This is a genomic window from Flavobacterium hydatis (assembly GCF_000737695.1).
Classification (GTDB): domain Bacteria; phylum Bacteroidota; class Bacteroidia; order Flavobacteriales; family Flavobacteriaceae; genus Flavobacterium; species Flavobacterium hydatis.
Window position 1 is genome coordinate 241,401 of sequence record NZ_JPRM01000006.1, and the last position, 16,920, is coordinate 258,320.

Annotated in this window: 15 protein-coding genes and 2 tRNA genes; 11 read left to right on the forward strand and 6 right to left on the reverse strand. The window is 31.3% G+C overall.

Annotated features, from left to right (window positions below; translation table 11 throughout):
• Positions 1–279: 279 nt before the first annotated feature.
• The 5 genes from IW20_RS05600 (at position 280) to IW20_RS26180 (ending at position 5,631) form a co-directional block, all read left to right on the forward strand.
• Positions 280–855 carry a chalcone isomerase family protein gene (locus IW20_RS05600; protein WP_035619723.1) on the forward strand — a complete coding sequence of 192 codons (576 nt, stop codon included), beginning with the start codon at positions 280–282 and terminating at the stop codon, positions 853–855.
• Between the two features lie 255 nt (positions 856–1,110).
• The gene (locus tag IW20_RS05605) at positions 1,111–1,686 is read left to right on the forward strand and encodes a chalcone isomerase family protein (protein ID WP_035619725.1); all 576 of its coding nucleotides are present in this window, start codon (positions 1,111–1,113) and stop codon (positions 1,684–1,686) included.
• Between the two features lie 564 nt (positions 1,687–2,250).
• On the forward strand, positions 2,251–2,826 hold the full coding sequence (locus IW20_RS05610) for a chalcone isomerase family protein (RefSeq protein WP_035619726.1): 576 nt from the start codon (positions 2,251–2,253) through the stop codon (positions 2,824–2,826).
• Between the two features lie 123 nt (positions 2,827–2,949).
• Positions 2,950–4,176: a Glu/Leu/Phe/Val dehydrogenase dimerization domain-containing protein gene (locus tag IW20_RS05615; protein WP_035619727.1), complete on the forward strand. Its 1,227-nt coding sequence runs from the start codon at positions 2,950–2,952 to the stop codon at positions 4,174–4,176.
• 552 nt (positions 4,177–4,728) lie between these two features.
• Complete coding sequence (locus tag IW20_RS26180) at positions 4,729–5,631, forward strand: hypothetical protein (RefSeq protein WP_035619728.1); 903 nt, start codon at positions 4,729–4,731, stop codon at positions 5,629–5,631.
• 123 nt (positions 5,632–5,754) lie between these two features.
• On the opposite strand, the gene IW20_RS05625 is transcribed toward IW20_RS26180, so the two are convergent.
• From IW20_RS05625 to IW20_RS05635, 3 genes are all read right to left on the reverse strand, one after another.
• On the reverse strand, positions 5,755–6,216 hold the full coding sequence (locus tag IW20_RS05625; RefSeq protein WP_123869444.1) for a hypothetical protein: 462 nt from the start codon (positions 6,214–6,216) through the stop codon (positions 5,755–5,757).
• A gap of 64 nt (positions 6,217–6,280) precedes the next feature.
• Positions 6,281–6,676 carry an ExbD/TolR family protein gene (locus IW20_RS05630; RefSeq protein ID WP_035619731.1) on the reverse strand — a complete coding sequence of 132 codons (396 nt, stop codon included), beginning with the start codon at positions 6,674–6,676 and terminating at the stop codon, positions 6,281–6,283.
• A gap of 3 nt (positions 6,677–6,679) precedes the next feature.
• Positions 6,680–7,375, reverse strand: coding sequence for a MotA/TolQ/ExbB proton channel family protein (locus tag IW20_RS05635; protein WP_035619732.1), 696 nt, complete (start codon positions 7,373–7,375; stop codon positions 6,680–6,682).
• Between the two features lie 131 nt (positions 7,376–7,506).
• Here IW20_RS05635 and IW20_RS05640 point away from each other — a divergent pair, with 131 nt between their 5' ends.
• The 4 genes from IW20_RS05640 (at position 7,507) to IW20_RS05655 (ending at position 10,708) form a co-directional block, all read left to right on the forward strand.
• Positions 7,507–8,742 (forward strand): bifunctional folylpolyglutamate synthase/dihydrofolate synthase, encoded by a 1,236-nt coding sequence (locus tag IW20_RS05640; RefSeq protein WP_035619734.1) that lies wholly within the window; start codon positions 7,507–7,509, stop codon positions 8,740–8,742.
• 193 nt (positions 8,743–8,935) lie between these two features.
• Positions 8,936–9,010 (forward strand) — tRNA-Val (locus IW20_RS05645).
• An 81-nt stretch (positions 9,011–9,091) separates the two neighbouring features.
• Positions 9,092–9,172: transfer RNA gene (locus IW20_RS05650), tRNA-Tyr, on the forward strand.
• A gap of 555 nt (positions 9,173–9,727) precedes the next feature.
• Positions 9,728–10,708, forward strand: coding sequence for a PD40 domain-containing protein (locus tag IW20_RS05655; RefSeq protein ID WP_035619736.1), 981 nt, complete (start codon positions 9,728–9,730; stop codon positions 10,706–10,708).
• Positions 10,709–10,854: 146 nt separating this feature from the next.
• Here the strand turns inward: IW20_RS05655 and IW20_RS05660 are convergent, their stop codons facing one another.
• The gene (locus IW20_RS05660) at positions 10,855–11,463 is read right to left on the reverse strand and encodes a GNAT family N-acetyltransferase (protein WP_035619738.1); all 609 of its coding nucleotides are present in this window, start codon (positions 11,461–11,463) and stop codon (positions 10,855–10,857) included.
• Between the two features lie 663 nt (positions 11,464–12,126).
• Between IW20_RS05660 and IW20_RS05665 the strand changes: the two genes are divergently transcribed.
• Together IW20_RS05665 and IW20_RS05670 are read left to right on the forward strand one after the other, a co-directional pair.
• Positions 12,127–13,281, forward strand: coding sequence for a helix-turn-helix domain-containing protein (locus IW20_RS05665; protein WP_035619739.1), 1,155 nt, complete (start codon positions 12,127–12,129; stop codon positions 13,279–13,281).
• 88 nt (positions 13,282–13,369) lie between these two features.
• On the forward strand, positions 13,370–13,924 hold the full coding sequence (locus IW20_RS05670; RefSeq protein ID WP_035619740.1) for a porin family protein: 555 nt from the start codon (positions 13,370–13,372) through the stop codon (positions 13,922–13,924).
• Between the two features lie 216 nt (positions 13,925–14,140).
• Here IW20_RS05670 and IW20_RS05675 read toward each other — a convergent pair whose 3' ends face one another.
• Together IW20_RS05675 and IW20_RS05680 are read right to left on the reverse strand one after the other, a co-directional pair.
• Positions 14,141–15,811: a serine hydrolase domain-containing protein gene (locus tag IW20_RS05675; protein ID WP_035619741.1), complete on the reverse strand. Its 1,671-nt coding sequence runs from the start codon at positions 15,809–15,811 to the stop codon at positions 14,141–14,143.
• Positions 15,812–15,883: 72 nt separating this feature from the next.
• Positions 15,884–16,675 carry a helix-turn-helix transcriptional regulator gene (locus IW20_RS05680; protein ID WP_035619742.1) on the reverse strand — a complete coding sequence of 264 codons (792 nt, stop codon included), beginning with the start codon at positions 16,673–16,675 and terminating at the stop codon, positions 15,884–15,886.
• Positions 16,676–16,920: the final 245 nt, after the last annotated feature.

A 16,920-nucleotide genomic window follows, 5' to 3' on the forward strand; every position in this document is an offset into this window, starting at 1 on the left:
TTATACTATGCAAGCATAAAAAATGCTCTTTTAAAGAAAAAAAGATGAAATATAACTCCAATTTCGATCAATAAATGTCATTTTCGACCATAATATCCTCATCAAAAAATAAGATAATTCAGCGAATATTTTCATTTCATAAACAACTAACAGCCAAAACAATAACTTTCAAATGGATATTTTCTTACATAAGTGATTTTCGCAAAAAATACAGCCCTTTTACCATTAAAATATAGAAATTAAAAGTATTTTTGTCAAAATCACATAAATTACGAGAATATGAAAAACTTATTACTATTACTTACAGTAATTTTAACTTTGCAATTCACAGAGGTAACGGCTCAAAAATCTTTCGATATTGATGGCGTTACTGTTCCAAGAACAATGCAATTTCAAAGCAAGACATTATCCTTAAATGGTGCTGGTGGAAGATCAAAAATGTGGTTAGAGGTATATGTTCAAGCGCTGTATTTATCGCAATTAAGCCAAGATCCGAAATTTATTATTGATAGTGATACCGAAATGGCTATTCGAATTGAGATTACTTCTTCGATGGTATCATCAAACAAATTGACAAAAGCCATGAATAGTGGTTTCGAAAAATCGGCTGGAGATAATCTGGAAGCGTTACGCCCAAGAATCGAACAATTTAAAAGTTTTTTAAGTGATGAAATCACCCAAAAAGATGTTTTTAAACTTATCTACTATCCTATCGACTCATCTGTCTGGGTTTATAAAAATGATGTTCTGAAAGGAAAGGTTCAAGGTTTTGACTTCAAAAAAGCACTATTCGGAATCTGGTTATCAGACAAACCTGCTGATGAAAAATTAAAAAATCAACTATTAGGTAAATAATTATCTTAACTACTTAAGATTAAATAGCTCCAGTAATCAAATTTACTGGAGTAAAATTTTCATGCCTCAAAAACAAAAACCTCAAAGAAATCTCAGAGAAAAGGAATCATTTTATCTATAAGATTTATTCTTGCAAAAAAATAAAACTATTTTAAAAGCACACACACCTTTTTCAATTCATAAAAAAGGCAACTGAACTATGCTAGAGAAATAAAAAATTAAAAGTATTTTTGCAAAAAATTAAAATTCAATAAAATGAAAAACTTTTTACTATCCCTTACATTAATTCTGACTTTGCAATTTTCGACTGTTACTGCTCAGCAATCATTCGATATAGAAGGTGTTATAGTTCCAAGAACAATTCAATTTCAAAACAAAGCCTTATCGTTAAATGGCGCTGGCGCTAGATCTGCAATGTGGTCGGGACTATATGTACAAGCATTATACTTATCGCAATTAAGCCAAGACCCGAAATTTATCATTGATAGTGATACCGAAATGGCTATCCGAATCGAAATTACATCTACATTGGTATCTGCAAAGAAACTAACGAAATCGATGGATGATAACTTTAAGAAAACAGCCGGAAATAATGTAGAAACATTACGACCACGAATCGAAGAATTTAAAAGTTTCTTGAGTGATGAAATCACCAAAGGCGATGTTTACAAACTTATTTATTCTCCTATCGACACTTCTGTTTGGGTTTATAAAAACGAACAATTAAAAGGAAAAATTCCTGGGTTTGATTTCAAAAAAGCACTATTCGCAATCTGGTTATCTGATAAACCTGCCGACGATAAACTGAAAGATCAATTATTAGGTAAATAATATACAAGAAATACCGCTTCTCTTGGAAAACAAAAACAAGAGAAGTGGCATTAAATAGATTCACTTTTTTTGATTTCATGTTAGAAATCCTTCTACAAGCAATTAAATATTATAGTATTTAAACTACAAATAAATTGCTAACTTTTATATTTTACACCATACTTTAAATTACATGTACTTTTTACCTTATAAAAACAGCCATGTATTTATAATTTGAACTTCTGTTTGTATTCCAATTCTTGGTTAGATAAAATCAATTTATTTTACAAAATACAAACATCATAATCACTGAAAATAAGTCTCTTAAACTTAAAGTACTTACGCTATTCTATTTCTTAGAATACGAAACTCAGACCATAAAATATCTTTTGTAAGTAGCACAATATTTCCTCGAAAACATTCTTGGTTTCGAGTTGAACCTTTATTTACAACACCTTAAAGATCAAACAAATAAACTATGTTAAAATCTCTAGAGATAAGGCATTTCCTGAAAATCGGAATGTAAATTACTTTAAAAACATAGAAATTAGGCGTATTTTAGCAAAAATCATAAAATACCATACAATGAAAAATTTATTACTTTTATTTACATTAATTCTTACTTTTCAAGCCTCAACCGTAACAGCACAAAAAACCTTTACTATAGATGGTGTAACGATTCCGAGAACAATACAATTTCAAAGTAAAGCTTTATCGTTAAATGGCGGTGGAGGAAAATCGACGATGTGGCCAGGAACATATCTACAAGCATTATACTTATTACAATTAAGTCAGGATTCAAAATATATTCTTGATAGCGATTCACCAATGGCAATGCGTATTGAAGTTACATCTTCTACAGTATCTACACCAAAATTATTAAAAGCCATAGATGATAATTTCAAAAAAACATATTCAGGCAACATAGAAACATTGCGACCTAAAATAGAAGAATTCAAAAGCTACTTTATGGGCGAAATTAATAAAAAAACTATTTTTAAACTGGTATACTCCCCTTCGGATTCCTCTGTTTGGATTTATAAGAACAGTCAATTAAAAGGTAAAATCTCTGGCGTTGAATTCAAAAAAGCGCTCTTCGGAATCTGGTTATCTAAGACCCCAGCTGATCCAAAACTAAAGAATCAATTATTAGGTAAATAATTATTTCTGAAGCTTTTTAGTTAAAAAATTAGCATAAAATAAAGCATCTGAAATATTTTAGCAAATACACATTTCGCATTATCCAATTTTTTATATTTGTGAAAATTAAACATATCGCAGAAAATGAAAGATTTATTAAAGAAATTCGAAAATAAAGAACCTGAAATCGTATTCAATTGGAAAGATTCTGAAACTGAAGCCGAAGGATGGACAGTAATTAATTCTCTTCGAGGTGGGGCTGCCGGTGGTGGTACTCGTATGCGAAAAGGTTTGGATATGAACGAAGTTTTATCATTGGCAAAGACAATGGAAGTAAAATTTTCAGTTTCTGGTCCTGCGATTGGTGGCGCTAAATCTGGTATTAATTTTGATCCAAACGACCCAAGAAAGAAAGGTGTTTTACAACGCTGGTACAAAGCTGTTTCTCCTTTATTAAAAAGTTATTACGGAACTGGTGGAGATTTAAACGTTGACGAAATTCACGAAGTAATTCCAATGACAGAAGAATGTGGTGTTTGGCACCCGCAAGAAGGCGTTTTTAACGGTCACTTTAAACCTACCGAAGCTGATAAAATTAACCGAATTGGTCAATTACGTCAAGGTGTAATTAAGGTAATCGAAAACCCTAAATTCTCTCCAGATGTAACTAGAAAATATACTGTAGCCGATATGATTACAGGTTTTGGTGTTGCAGAGGCTATTCGTCATTTTTATGCTACTTATGGTGGTGATGTAAAAGGAAAGAAAGCAATCGTACAAGGTTTTGGAAATGTAGGTTCTGCAGCTGCTTTTTACTTAGCAGATATGGGAGCTAAAGTAATTGGAATCATCGACAGAGATGGTGGATTGATAAATGAAGAAGGTTTTTCTTTTGACGAAATCAAAGCATTATTTTTAGCAAAAGATGGCAACAAACTTGTTGCTCAAAACATGATTCCGTTTGAAGAAATTAATGAAAAGATATGGACAATTGGAGCAGAAATTTTCACTCCATGTGCCGCTTCAAGATTGGTTACTCAAAACCAAATCGATGCATTAATAGCTAATGGACTTGAGGTTATTTCTTGTGGAGCAAATGTACCTTTTGCTGATAAAGAAATTTTCTTTGGTTCTATCATGGAGCAAGTAGATAGTAAAGTGAGTTTAATTCCTGACTTTATTTCTAACTGCGGAATGGCTCGTGTTTTTGCTTATTTCATGGAAAAGAAAGTACAGATGACAGATGAAGCTATCTTTAATGATACTTCGGATACTATAAAAAATGCCATACAAAAAGCTCATGCTTTAAGTGCATCTAAAACAAATATCAGCGCAACAGCTTTTGAAATTGCACTGAAACAATTAGTATAAATTATTTTATACCATAATTTAAAGACGAACCGGATTAGATTAAAATCGATTTGGTTCGTTTTTTTTATACGATTGGTTTAAAAACTTTGCCCTCATTAAATTAAAGGTTTCACGCAGATTTACACGAATTTAAGCGGATTTATACAGATTTGATTTAATCTCTTTTATTAAAACATAAAACCCTTTTTTTAAACTTTGCGGCCTTTGCGTAAACCTTAGCGCTCTTTGCGGTAAATTCTCGCCACAGATTAAAAGGATTAAAAAGATTAAGAGTTTCACGCAGATTTGCACAGATTTAAGCAAATTAAAACAGATTCTATTTTATCTCTATTTATTAAATCATAAAACTCTTTTTAAACTTTGCATCCTTTTCATAAACCTTAGCGCCCTTTGCGGTTAATTCTCTCCGATAGATTAAAAACCTTTGCGGTTAAATACCCTACCCAAATATTTAAAAACTTTATGCTTAAATCCCTTCCCCTCTTTGATTCTAAACAATTTTCAGTAATTTTATGCGTTTTATTAATACACTTATAAAAATTCAGCATAAAAATGAGTTCACCCATTTCTTCAGATAAAAAGAAATCATTACTACTCTCTACCCTTATATATGCAACGATATTACTATTGTTGTTCTTCATCCGATTTTGGCCACCAGCAAATGGTATGACAGAACTCGCTGGAGGTGGCGGAGGTGGTGGCGTTACCGTAAACTTTGGCGATAGCGATTTGGGCTCTGGTGCAAATTATAAAAGTGAAGTTCTAGAGGTTAAAAATCACGCAAAACAAACACCTGTAAAATCAACTCCTGAAGAAGCTACATTATCTCAAGAAAATTCTACAGAAGAAAGTGTTGCTATTCCGCAAAAGGAAAAAACAAAAAAACCTATAACAGTTACCAAACCCGACCCGAAACCTGTTGTTGAAAAACCTAAAGTTTCGAATTCGACTAACGATGCTTTATCAAGTCTTTTAAAAGGTTCTAACAAAGGAGGTGATGGCGATGATAAAGTGGCAGGAAACAAGGGAAAATCAAACGGAAATTTAAGCTCTAACGGATATTACGGAACTGGAGGTTCTGGTGGTGGAACTGGCGGAGGAAACGGAACTGGCAACGGTATAGGAACAGGTAGCGGATACGGTTCTGGAAGTGGCGGAGGATCAGGAAGCGGTTCTGGTGGTGGATCAGGTTATTCTCTTGGTAACAGAAAAGCATTATCTAAACCAGCTCCAAACTATACGTGTAATGAAGTAGGAAGAGTAGTTGTAGAAGTTTCTGTAGACAGAAATGGAAGAACCATAAGTGCTATTGCAGGAATTAAAGGAACTACAAACACTGCAAAATGCTTACTAGATCAAGCTAAAATAGCAGCTATGAATACCAAATGGGATGCTAGTAGCGATGCTCCCGAAAAACAAGTTGGTAAGATTATTTACAATTTCAATTTGAATTAAAAATATAAGAACAATAAAAAAGGCTTTCTGAAATTATCCAGAAAGCCTTTTTTATTAAAAATTAAAATAAGTGTGCTCAAAACATTTTTATCTCGAATTAAATCAATTCACTTTTTACAAACGTTATCTTATCACTGATCTATCTCTAAAATTAAGAAAATTAGAAAATTCCCTAAACATAGAAATAATTTCTTCTGATGGATAATCTATAGCACCTAAGTCTATTGTTTTTGTTTTTGAAACATCATTTCTATGAATAACTAAAACCGTCGTAGTAGTACTATCCTTTCCTTTAATTAAACTTAATTCAACAAATTTAACCTGACTCCAATCAATAAATCTCAAAGATGAAAAAGGTAAAATAGATTTTCTTACCCAAACACCTTTTTTATTTACTATTAATATTGGGCCATTATCCAAAAGTTTAACCCAAGACAGAATACCAACGAGAGAAAACGCAAGAAAAGCTATAGTAATTAAACCATCAGGATTAAATTTTTCCCAATAAAAAAGCTCCTCAGATAATTTATAAAACATAAAATATGGAATACCCGTAAAAATGACAATCATCAAAGCCACATTCAAAATATATCCTTTTGCATTTATCTCTCTATTCTACAAAATGCGAATATTTTTTTTAAAACAAATACTACTTAGGACTTGTTGCGATAACAAACTTAAGATTGTTTTTAACCCCTATTTGTAACACATCTACCAAATCTTGCACTTGTAAATTAAACGGAATCCTTACGATTACTGTTTGCTCTTTATCTGTACCTAACTTAGACATTAACGTTGTTTCTAATTCTTCAAAATCTACTGGCTGTTTATCAATGTAGAATTTTTTATCTTCTGTAACTGATAAGCTTATAAATTGTTTGTTTGTTTTTTCATTTGCTTTGGCTTTTGGTAATGTCATTTTTATAACATTAGGATTTGCCAATGTAGATATAATCAAGAAAAACAATAGCAAGAAAAACATAATGTCACTTAGCGATGAAGTTGCCACCTCGGCATGAAATCTTCTTTTTCTTTTAATAGACATATCTTATGATCTTTGAATTATGTTTACAAATTCAAGTATTTGTTTCTGAATTTTTAATGCGAAATCATCTATTTTCCCATTCAAAAGGTGGTACGCACTATAAGCGATAATACCAACAATTAAACCAGAACCACTACTAATCATTTTCTCGTATAAACCTCCAGAAATATTACCAATACTAATATTCTCAGTAACCGAAATGCTATAAAATATCTTAATAACTCCCGAAATAGTACCAATAAAACCTAACGTTGGTGCAATACCTGCAATAAGTCCTAAATGACCTAAACGTCTTTCCATTTCTCCTATTTCTATATCAGCAGCACGATCCATATTCGATTCTATCTCGGCAATTGGTCTTCCTATAACCAGAACTCCTTCTTTAAGAATATTTCCTGCAGCAGTATTACTTCTTTCTACAATACTTCTTGCCATATCCAGATTACCAGAATTAAGGTTTACACCTACATCCATCATTAATCTAGGGTCAATCTTTGAAGCTTTGCTTATGTATAAATAACGTTCGATGATAACGTAAAAAGTATAAAATAATAAGATGGCAATTGGAATCAGGAATACTCCCCCTTTTAAAATAAATCCTAAAACAGAAATCTCTGTATTAGGTGCAATTTTTTCGATAACTACGTTAGATGCGGCATTTGCAATAGTATCCGCTTGTAATTGAATGAAGCTAAACATATATTAATTCTTGTATTTGATAATTAATTCTAAAAAATATTCCAATTTTGCAATAAAGATACTTTTCGCTGTTATATTAAACTAAAAAAAACGAAAATTATTTCAATCAACAACTATTTTACTCAAAATAAATGAACTATCAAGAAACTACCGAATGGATGTTCAACCAGCTCCCAATGTACCAACTACAAGGGGCTTCGGCATATAAAAAAGACTTAACCAATACATTACATTTGGTTGACCACTTAAACAATCCACAAAATTCATTAAAATGTATTCATGTGGCTGGAACAAACGGAAAAGGATCTACCTCGCACATGCTTGCTTCGGTATTGCAAGAAGCGGGTTATAAAGTAGGACTCTATACATCGCCACATTTAAAAGACTTTCGTGAACGTATTAAAATTAACGGTGAAGAAATTTCAGAAGATTTTGTGTGTGAATTTATAAGCAAACACAAATATTTTTTTGAATCTAATGATATGAGTTTTTTCGAAATGTCTGTAGGTTTAGCTTTTGATTATTTTGCTACTTCAAAAGTAGACATTGCTATAATAGAAGTAGGTTTAGGCGGAAGATTAGACGCAACCAATGTCATTACTCCTCTGATTTCAGTAATTACCAATATCGACTTAGATCATACTCAGTTTCTAGGAACTACTCCAGCAGCAATTGCAGGCGAAAAAGCTGGAATAATTAAGCCTAATGTTCCTGTTGTAATTGGCGAATATACTCCCGAAACAAAACCTGTTTTTTTAGCTAAAGCTAAAGAGACTCACTCTGAAATATATTTCGCTTCAGATTTAATTACCGAAGTTTACCCTTCAGATTTAATTGGCGATTATCAGCAACATAATAAAAAGACTGTTCAAGAAACCATACATATCTTGAATACTCAAAATGAATTTAAAGTATCTGACGAAAATCTTAAAACTGGATTATTAAACGTTGTTGCCAATACTGGCTTACAAGGAAGATGGCAACAACTTGGTAAGAATCCTAAAATAATATGTGACACAGCGCATAACAAAAATGGTCTGGCTATAGTAATGAACCAAATCCAGAAAGAGACTTTCGATAACTTGCATATTGTATTAGGAGTTGTAAATGATAAAGATTTAGATTCTGTTTTACCCCTATTTCCTAAAAAAGCACAATATTATTTCTGTAGCCCTAACTCCTCTCGAGGTTTAAGCACAGTGATTTTACAGGAAAATGCTAAAAAGTATGATTTAATAGGCAAAACTTACGACTCAGTTTCGGATGCTTTTATCGCTGCAAAGGAAAATGCGACCAAAATTGACTTTATTTTTGTGGGAGGAAGCACATTTGTAGTAGCCGAATTGCCATTAAACAAAGAGGAATAGTTCAAAAAAGAATCTTTTGAGCTAGATGATAAAAATTTATTGAAAAAATTTTATTTCCAAATAACTAAATATCAATAGCATAAAAACCAGCATTAAATTATTATTATATTTTTTTCAAAAATGTTTTGGTAATGCAGAAAACAGTCTTATATTTGCACTCGCAATCACATAACGATAGCAACCTAGTAAAATAGGGCGATTAGCTCAGCTGGTTCAGAGCACCTCGTTTACACCGAGGGGGTCGGGGGTTCGAACCCCTCATCGCCCACAGATTACTCCTTACGAAATTAAGGAGTTTTTTTTTGGCTTACCGAATGTCTAAGGATTTTAAATCCACACTATCGGATTTGGGGAGATACTCAAGCGGCCAACGAGGGCAGACTGTAAATCTGCTGTGTGAACTTCGCAGGTTCGAATCCTGCTCTCCCCACAAAAAGGGTAAAAGAAGTAAAAGGCAACTTTATCAATCTTTACAAAACCCAAAACATTAAAAAACCTGTAAATCGAAAGATTCACAGGTTTTTTGTTTTAAAGTACTTTATTGTTTTATGGGTATGGATTACATATCATAGCTGTCATCAATACCCAAACCTGCAAAATGACAAAAATCAAACACAAATAGTAGTTAGCCAGAAAAGCAGAAAACAGAGAATTCTACAACTCCCCTCCTTCAAACCTTGATCGGAATATTTTTACCGACATTGAATGATTCGGCTGGAACACTTGTACTTTTGTTATCAAAATAAAATGACAGTTTTTATCTTAACAGTTTCCATTCCAGTTTATTAAAATCCCGTATTTATACGCATAGTCCGAGAATAATAATATCTTAATTTTAAACACTTTACAATCCTTTTCTTTTAAACCTGAAGGAAACATATCTTAATATCGTAATTAGTAGATTACTGACTGCTTTGATATAACATAAAGCATTCCTATCTATACTATTTTGTTATTATAACTCTAAGTAATAAGTCTGCTTTTGATGAATGTAAAGCCCGATTATTTAATCAATAATACCCATCAAATTATGAACGATTATCCGGTACTAAATTGGGTTACACTAGAAGACAGTTTTAAAGACTACCGACCTGCTATTGGTCCGGATGGTAAATCTGTAGTGTTTGAACGAACATCCTACGCTTCTCAATTGAGGCCATTGGCCACCAAGCTCTTTATTGTTCATAATTTAGATAACGCTATTCCGCAACTTTTTCTTAATGACTGTGATTCTTTCCAACAAACCAGACCTGCTTGGACTGATGATACAATAGCATTAAATTTACAATATGACGGCAAGTCTACAGTTTGGACAGTTGATGCCACAGGCAATAACTTAAACCAGATTAAAAATACAAATCATTGTATTTACCCGCAATGGGCTATCCATTCGACATTTAAAGGTTTCGTTGTGATGAACAATAAGCTATCACATCCCCAGAGCACATTGTTAAATGCTAACGGAACTATTATTACTCCCAATCTGAATGGTAAGGATACTAATGGTAATACAGTATTAGGCGGAATGCCTGCCGTTTTCCCAAATAAATCCAAATTAATAGCGTTTGCTGGCCAGTCTTTACACCAAGGAAATACTAATTACAATCAGGAGAAAAACTATATTTTCCTTAATGCTGAGAACGGGAAAGATTTTTTATCGATGCCCATGAAACCTTTAGCTAATTTAAATCACTTCGATAAGCAATTTCAAGGGCGAGCTCCTGCTATTTCACCAGATGGAAACTATATTGCTTTCGAAAGTAACCGAGATGGCCACTACGCAATCTATTTATTTAATTTAAGTAAGCCTGAGAATCCTCCCATTAGGTTAACAGACCCAACAGTTAAACTTAATGCACAACACCCAAAATTCTTCCCTGATGGTAGTCGATTAATTTTTAGTGCAGTATATCCCGGACATATTTATAGCTCTATTGCCTGGATTGATATTTCTGAATACTTATAAGATTTTTGGTTTTCTTCCGACATTTATCATTTGATTATTATTGATAGTACTTTCATTTAAGCTATAAATCTCAAAACAATAACACTAAATAATAACTTTTTATAACGTTCCTTTGCTGGCGCGCGAGATATCGGACTTTCTTACTATTATTTTATAGTTTTTTCTTTAAGTCTTGCTTTCCATATTTCGTCCCATTCATTTTTCAAAATACTTAAAATTATTGCGTCAATTCTGTTTCCGCTTTGGTCAAAACTACGGCTTCTTAATATCCCCTCTTCTGTACAACCAACCCCTTTCATTGCGTTTATACTTCGTATGTTTTTACTATTAGCTCCAAGCCCAATCCTTATAACTCCCAATTTATCAAATGCAAAGTCGAACATTAAGTATTTGCAATTTTTATTTATTCCTGTTCCTTGATATTTTTTTCCATACCAAGTATAGCCAATTTCAATAGTATTCAGCTCTAAGACAATATTGTAAAATCTCGTGCATCCAACATATTCATTAGTCCTTTTATCAAAAATAATAAATGGATATTCTTTTTCGCTTTCTCTTTGACTGATAGCCTTGTCGATATATTTCGATAAATTTTCTTTTCCGTTTGCACCTCCAATATTAAATTCCCAAATCTCAGGTTCGTTAATTGAAAAGTCCAAAAGATATTTAAAGTCATCTGCTTTTAAAGGTCTTAAAAGCACCGTTTCATCTTCTAAAATATAGTCTGTTTTGTAGTCAAATTTTATTTCGCTCATTTTAAATCTTATGTATTTTGGTTGTCTTTAAGTTGTTTTTATAGCATTATCACCAATTCGTTTATATCATCCATAAAATTGCATCAATACAACTTCTTTTAATAGACTTTGCTCAATAACTTGGCTTTCATTGAAGCAATATAAGAATATTTTTACTACAATTAAAACCGAAACAGCTCATAAACAAGTCTGTAAGAACCATTAAGAAATTTCCCCTGCTAACTCTAGCGTCTCGCTCGTGAACACAAAAAAAGACAACAATCTAAATAAAAAACAAAACTGGCAAACCAAAATTCATCTACAATTTGCGAAAAATATCTTCATAGATAATAATTTGGATTGCGTTCACGAGCGAGACGCTCGCGTTAGCAAGTATAACCAATTTCAATGATATTCATTTCCAATACAATATTGTAAAATCTCGTGCACCTAATACAAACATTAGCGCAGTTTTTCATCAGGAACTCTTTGGAAAATTAGCACTATTTTTTATAGGAATTAATAAATCATTTTAGTTAATCATTTCTTAATCCATTACGAAAGTCATTAGTATTAACATAATTTCGTCCTATCAATTCGTATGAAATAGGCTATGTTTTAAAAAATTACTAATTACCGCGATATCTCAAAACAAATCATAAAAACAACTTTTATATTAAAAAATTGATTTACACAACACTTTTAAATATTGCGATTTTTCAAGGAATAGTCTTAGGCTTAATTATTTTAAAGTCTTCCTTATTCAATAGCAAATCAAATAAATATCTGGCAGGCTTACTATTTGCACTTTCAATCGTTTTACTAAATTATGTTTTTGAACTTGAAGATGTGTTTACATCCTATCCCTTAGTACGTTTTCTAGACGCTATCGATTGGGTATTTCTATTACCTGTTTTCACATTTCAGTTTATCATAAACCGCATTGATGATACGGTAAAAAACAGACAAAAAACTTACTTGTATTATATTCCATTTGTCTATAACAGTATTCTGAGCGTTACAATCTGTCTTGACAGTGTAGCAGGAATTTATAAAATTCCTGAGTCCTACATGTACCTAATCAACATACTTCAGCTGATTCAGCTTTTACTAGCCATTACCATCGTCCTGTTCTTACCTCTTTACTCTTATTTTATGATAAGACATTTAAAAGACCCTCAAGAGAAAAAATGGGTTATTACCTTATTAACTCTCATGTATTTGCTATTATTTGTCTGGTTAACTACATATTTGGTCGGCCTATTTTTTCATTCAGACATTTCTTTAACTATGAGTGGTATCGCTTTATCGGCAACATTCATAATGCACTGGACAGCTTATATAGGCATTTACAAATACAAGCTTGCCAAGAACAAAGATGCCATCTATAATTTTCTAAATAACGATTTAGCTCTTTCATCTGCCAGTATTCAAATTATAGAAAACAGCCAAACAGAAGAAAATAGTACTACGGAAGAACATAGAGAATCTATCACAGCAGATAATCTTTACTTTCAGAAACTGGAACTTCTTTGCAAAGAGCAACACATTTATACTGACAGTACATTAAACAGAGAAAAAGTTGCCGAAAAACTAGGCATAAGCCCAGGATATGTTTCGCAAATTATAAACACGATAACAGGGGACAACTTTGCCAATTACATAAATAACTATCGGGTTGAGGCAGTGAAGGAAATGATTTCAAATTCTGAATATGAAAACTATAATTTGTTAACGATGGGATTAGAATCTGGGTTTACCTCAAAAACGACTTTTTATAAAGCCTTCAAAAAAGTTACGGGTCAAACACCAAATGAATACAAAAACACCAGCAAATAAGTACCGATTTGTCCAATTTTAAGCTTTTGAAACCTTTTCTGTTTTTTCTTATGCGAATTTTGGCATCAAATAATTCAAATCAATTTTTATGAAAAAATTTTTATTACTAGCTGTTGTTACAGTTTTAGGGTTCACAAATGTTAATGCTCAAAAAATTAAATTTGGCGTTAAAGGAGGTTTAAACTTTGCAAATATCAGCGGAGATAATACCAAAGATGCTGATCTCGTAACATCATTTAATTTTGGTGTATTATCAGAAATTCCTATTTCAGAAAAATTCTCTTTTCAACCCGAATTAATGTATTCTGGTCAGGGATATAGTTTCAATGATAATACAGTTGCCTTAAGTTATCTGAACATTCCTTTAATGGGAAAATATTATGTAACAAAAGGATTGAGTGTTGAAGCTGGACCACAAATAGGCTTTTTGCTTGCTGCTAAAAATGAAAAGACAAACGTAAAGGATTCGTTTAATACTGTCGATTTTGGTGTTAATTTTGGTTTAGGATATAAACTTGATAACGGACTTAATTTTGGCGTAAGATATAATCTAGGATTAACTGACATTAATAATGTAGATAACTCTTCTTTTAAAAATAAAAACAGCGTATTTCAAGTATCAGTCGGTTATTTCTTTTTCTAAAGCTTAATAATTTCAGCACTTTTATCACTTAGAACTGTCTGGAAAATATTAGCTCTACCAGTTTAATTTGTATCTAGTTTTCCTATTACAGATTTTTAACATGGCCGGAGTTAAAAGTTGAAAATATAAATAATTAAACCATAAATCCTTATTCTTTTTTTGAATAAGGATTTATAGTTTAAACACGCCTAGTATAGATATTGATTGTTGTTGTTTTTAGTTTTTAAAGTAAGGCAATATGTATTTCTCTAAAATCATTTCTGGTTGTTGTGTTTTTCCGTTTCTATAATTTCCAGATGTTATAACGACAACTGTTTCTAAACGAGGAATAACAAAAATATATTGGCCTCCAGCCCCTCTAGCTTCAATAGATTCTATACTTTCTCCTTTTACCTGATAGGTATTATGCCACCATAAATATCCGTATCCATTTTTGTCTTTAGTATTTTCTAAAGCGCGATAATCCTTAAATGATTTTTTTACCCATTCTTTAGACAGAATACGTTTTGTTTTCCATTTCCCTTCGTTAAGATATAATTCTCCAAATTTCAGCATATCTTTAGAAGTGAGATACATTCCACCACCAAAATAGGGGTTTCCATTCAAATCACTAAACATGATGTAGTTCGAAATTTCTAATTTTTGAAATAAATTTTCATCAATAAATTGTTCTAATGACCCTGAAACAACAGAATCCATCGCAATTCCTAATAAATATGGATTTGCAGATCCATAATTAGCTTTAGTATTGGGTTTGTTTATCATCGGAGCACTCAATATTGTTTCAATCCAATCTTTTGATTTTTGATAGTTATCTTCAACCGCGGGAGATTTCGGATTTGCATTAATACCATAATCAATTGCATCTAATCCCGAACTCATTGTTAATAGACTTTCAAGATTTATTTTCGTTTTTAAACTATCTTTTAGAGATTGATATTTTGTAGGCAAAAAATCAAATATCGACTCTTCAACACTTTTAAATAATAATTTATCTTTAGCAATACCAACTATCGCAGATGAAATACTTTTGGACGCTGAACGCATATCGTGTGAAATATTTGCGTTATAACCATCAAAATAATTCTCATAAATAAGTTTGCCTTTTCTTGAAATTAAAACAGAATGAGTATTGGGTAATGAATCTTTTAAAATAAGGTTTTCTAATTCGTTAAGTTTAAGGATAGATGTTGTAGCATTTGTTTTAAACCCGCCTATTTTCCAGTCGGTTGTAGATTTTTTTAAATCTATTTCTGTTATTATATTATTTCCTAAATATATCCCTAATTGAATTTTATTAGGCATCAATTTTCCTTTAAATTGCAATCCGGTTTTAAAATCAGAAAAGGATATAACATCTTTCTCCTTCTGAAAATTGTCGCACCAAGTTCCCGTAAAGCGGTTGTCACCAAAGATAGGATAGGCTTGATATTCATTGTTATCACCATTTTCAACACTTAAATAAAAATCTGGTGATTTTAGTTCGTCCACCATCAAAATATTCCAGTCCCCTACAAAAAAATTGTTTTTTGATTTTGTTAATTTTAAATGATAAAGCAGGAATCCAGATTTTATAAAACCATTTATTTCTTTACCATCCTTAGAGAGAATGCCTTTAAAAACCAAATTTTCAGCAAAAGATATATTTAGCTGATAAGCATTTGTTGAATTAAAAGTATAATCAATAATGTTTGCGCTATTATAAATTTTAAACGTTGCTTTTTCAAGTCCTAAATTTTCAATTTCAACTTTTAAATTAAATACTTTCGGGTTTTCAATTTTTCCTTCCCAACTATCTGTGTATTCAGCCATATTTTGAGCATTGGCATAAAAAGAAAAAAGAATTAAGTATAAGAATAGGACATTTTGAAATTTCATTTTTTTCATAAATTTAACTGTGCAGTACAAAGATGAAATTTTTAATCTTATCAAAATTGTATAAAATTAACATCGTCAAATTTATCTAAATAATTTTGCTGGAGTTGTATTATAGATTTTTTTGAAACTTGAAATAAAATGACTTTGGTCGTAAAACCCGCATTGATAACAAATTTCTGTCATCGAAATTTTATTTGAAGCGATTAAACAAAAAGCTTTATTTATTTTTACTAATCTAATGTAATTTCCAAGACTTGTACCAAAATATCTACTAAACTCTCTGGACAAATGAATAGGGTGAATTCCTAAAATGGAACTTAAATTATTTAAAGAATAATCCATTTGTTCTTCTAAAAAAAGTTCTTTAAGCTTATTTACCCAGTCTGGTTTTTTAGAGCTCTCTTTTTCAGTTTTTTTTATGGCACTAAAAAGATCAATCATTATTGACTGGATACCTAAATCTGAATATTGATCGTTTATTTTCGATTCAATATATATTTTGTTCATCAAATTTTTAGTTAACGGATTTTTTAGACTTATGCTCCCTTCAAAATCTGTAATTTTAATATCATGATTTAAAAACCAATTCTCATTTAACTCAACATGAAAGCCTCTTGTAAATTCAGGCGGTTTTATATTATGATGTGCATCTTGCCAATTATGAAACAGTAAACTACCAGGCTCTAAATAATAAGATTCTTTTTTGTTAGATTCGAAGAGTTTACCTTGCAGTAAATAAGTGAAATATGGGTTTTCGTGATAATGCCAATCAACCTTGTTATGTGTATATTCTGTATCTGTAATAATAATATTTTCAAAATTTGACTTTTGATAATGTGTTCCGTAAAATTCTCCTTCATTTAATTTGTTCATCTCTTTTTTTAAAGCTTTTGTGATACAATGAGGACTAATTAGTAAAAACCATCACAGATTTACCCAATTTTAAAGGGCTTTCTACCATAACTAATGTTGATATTTATCTTAGCTAAGATAGAAAAAACTTTATTATCAGTAATTTAATACTCGCGCTGATAAAGCCTTATAAATAAAATTTATTTTAAAGAAAAATCTAAATTGATAAGACATAGAAAAACTCCATTAGAAATAATGGAGTTTTT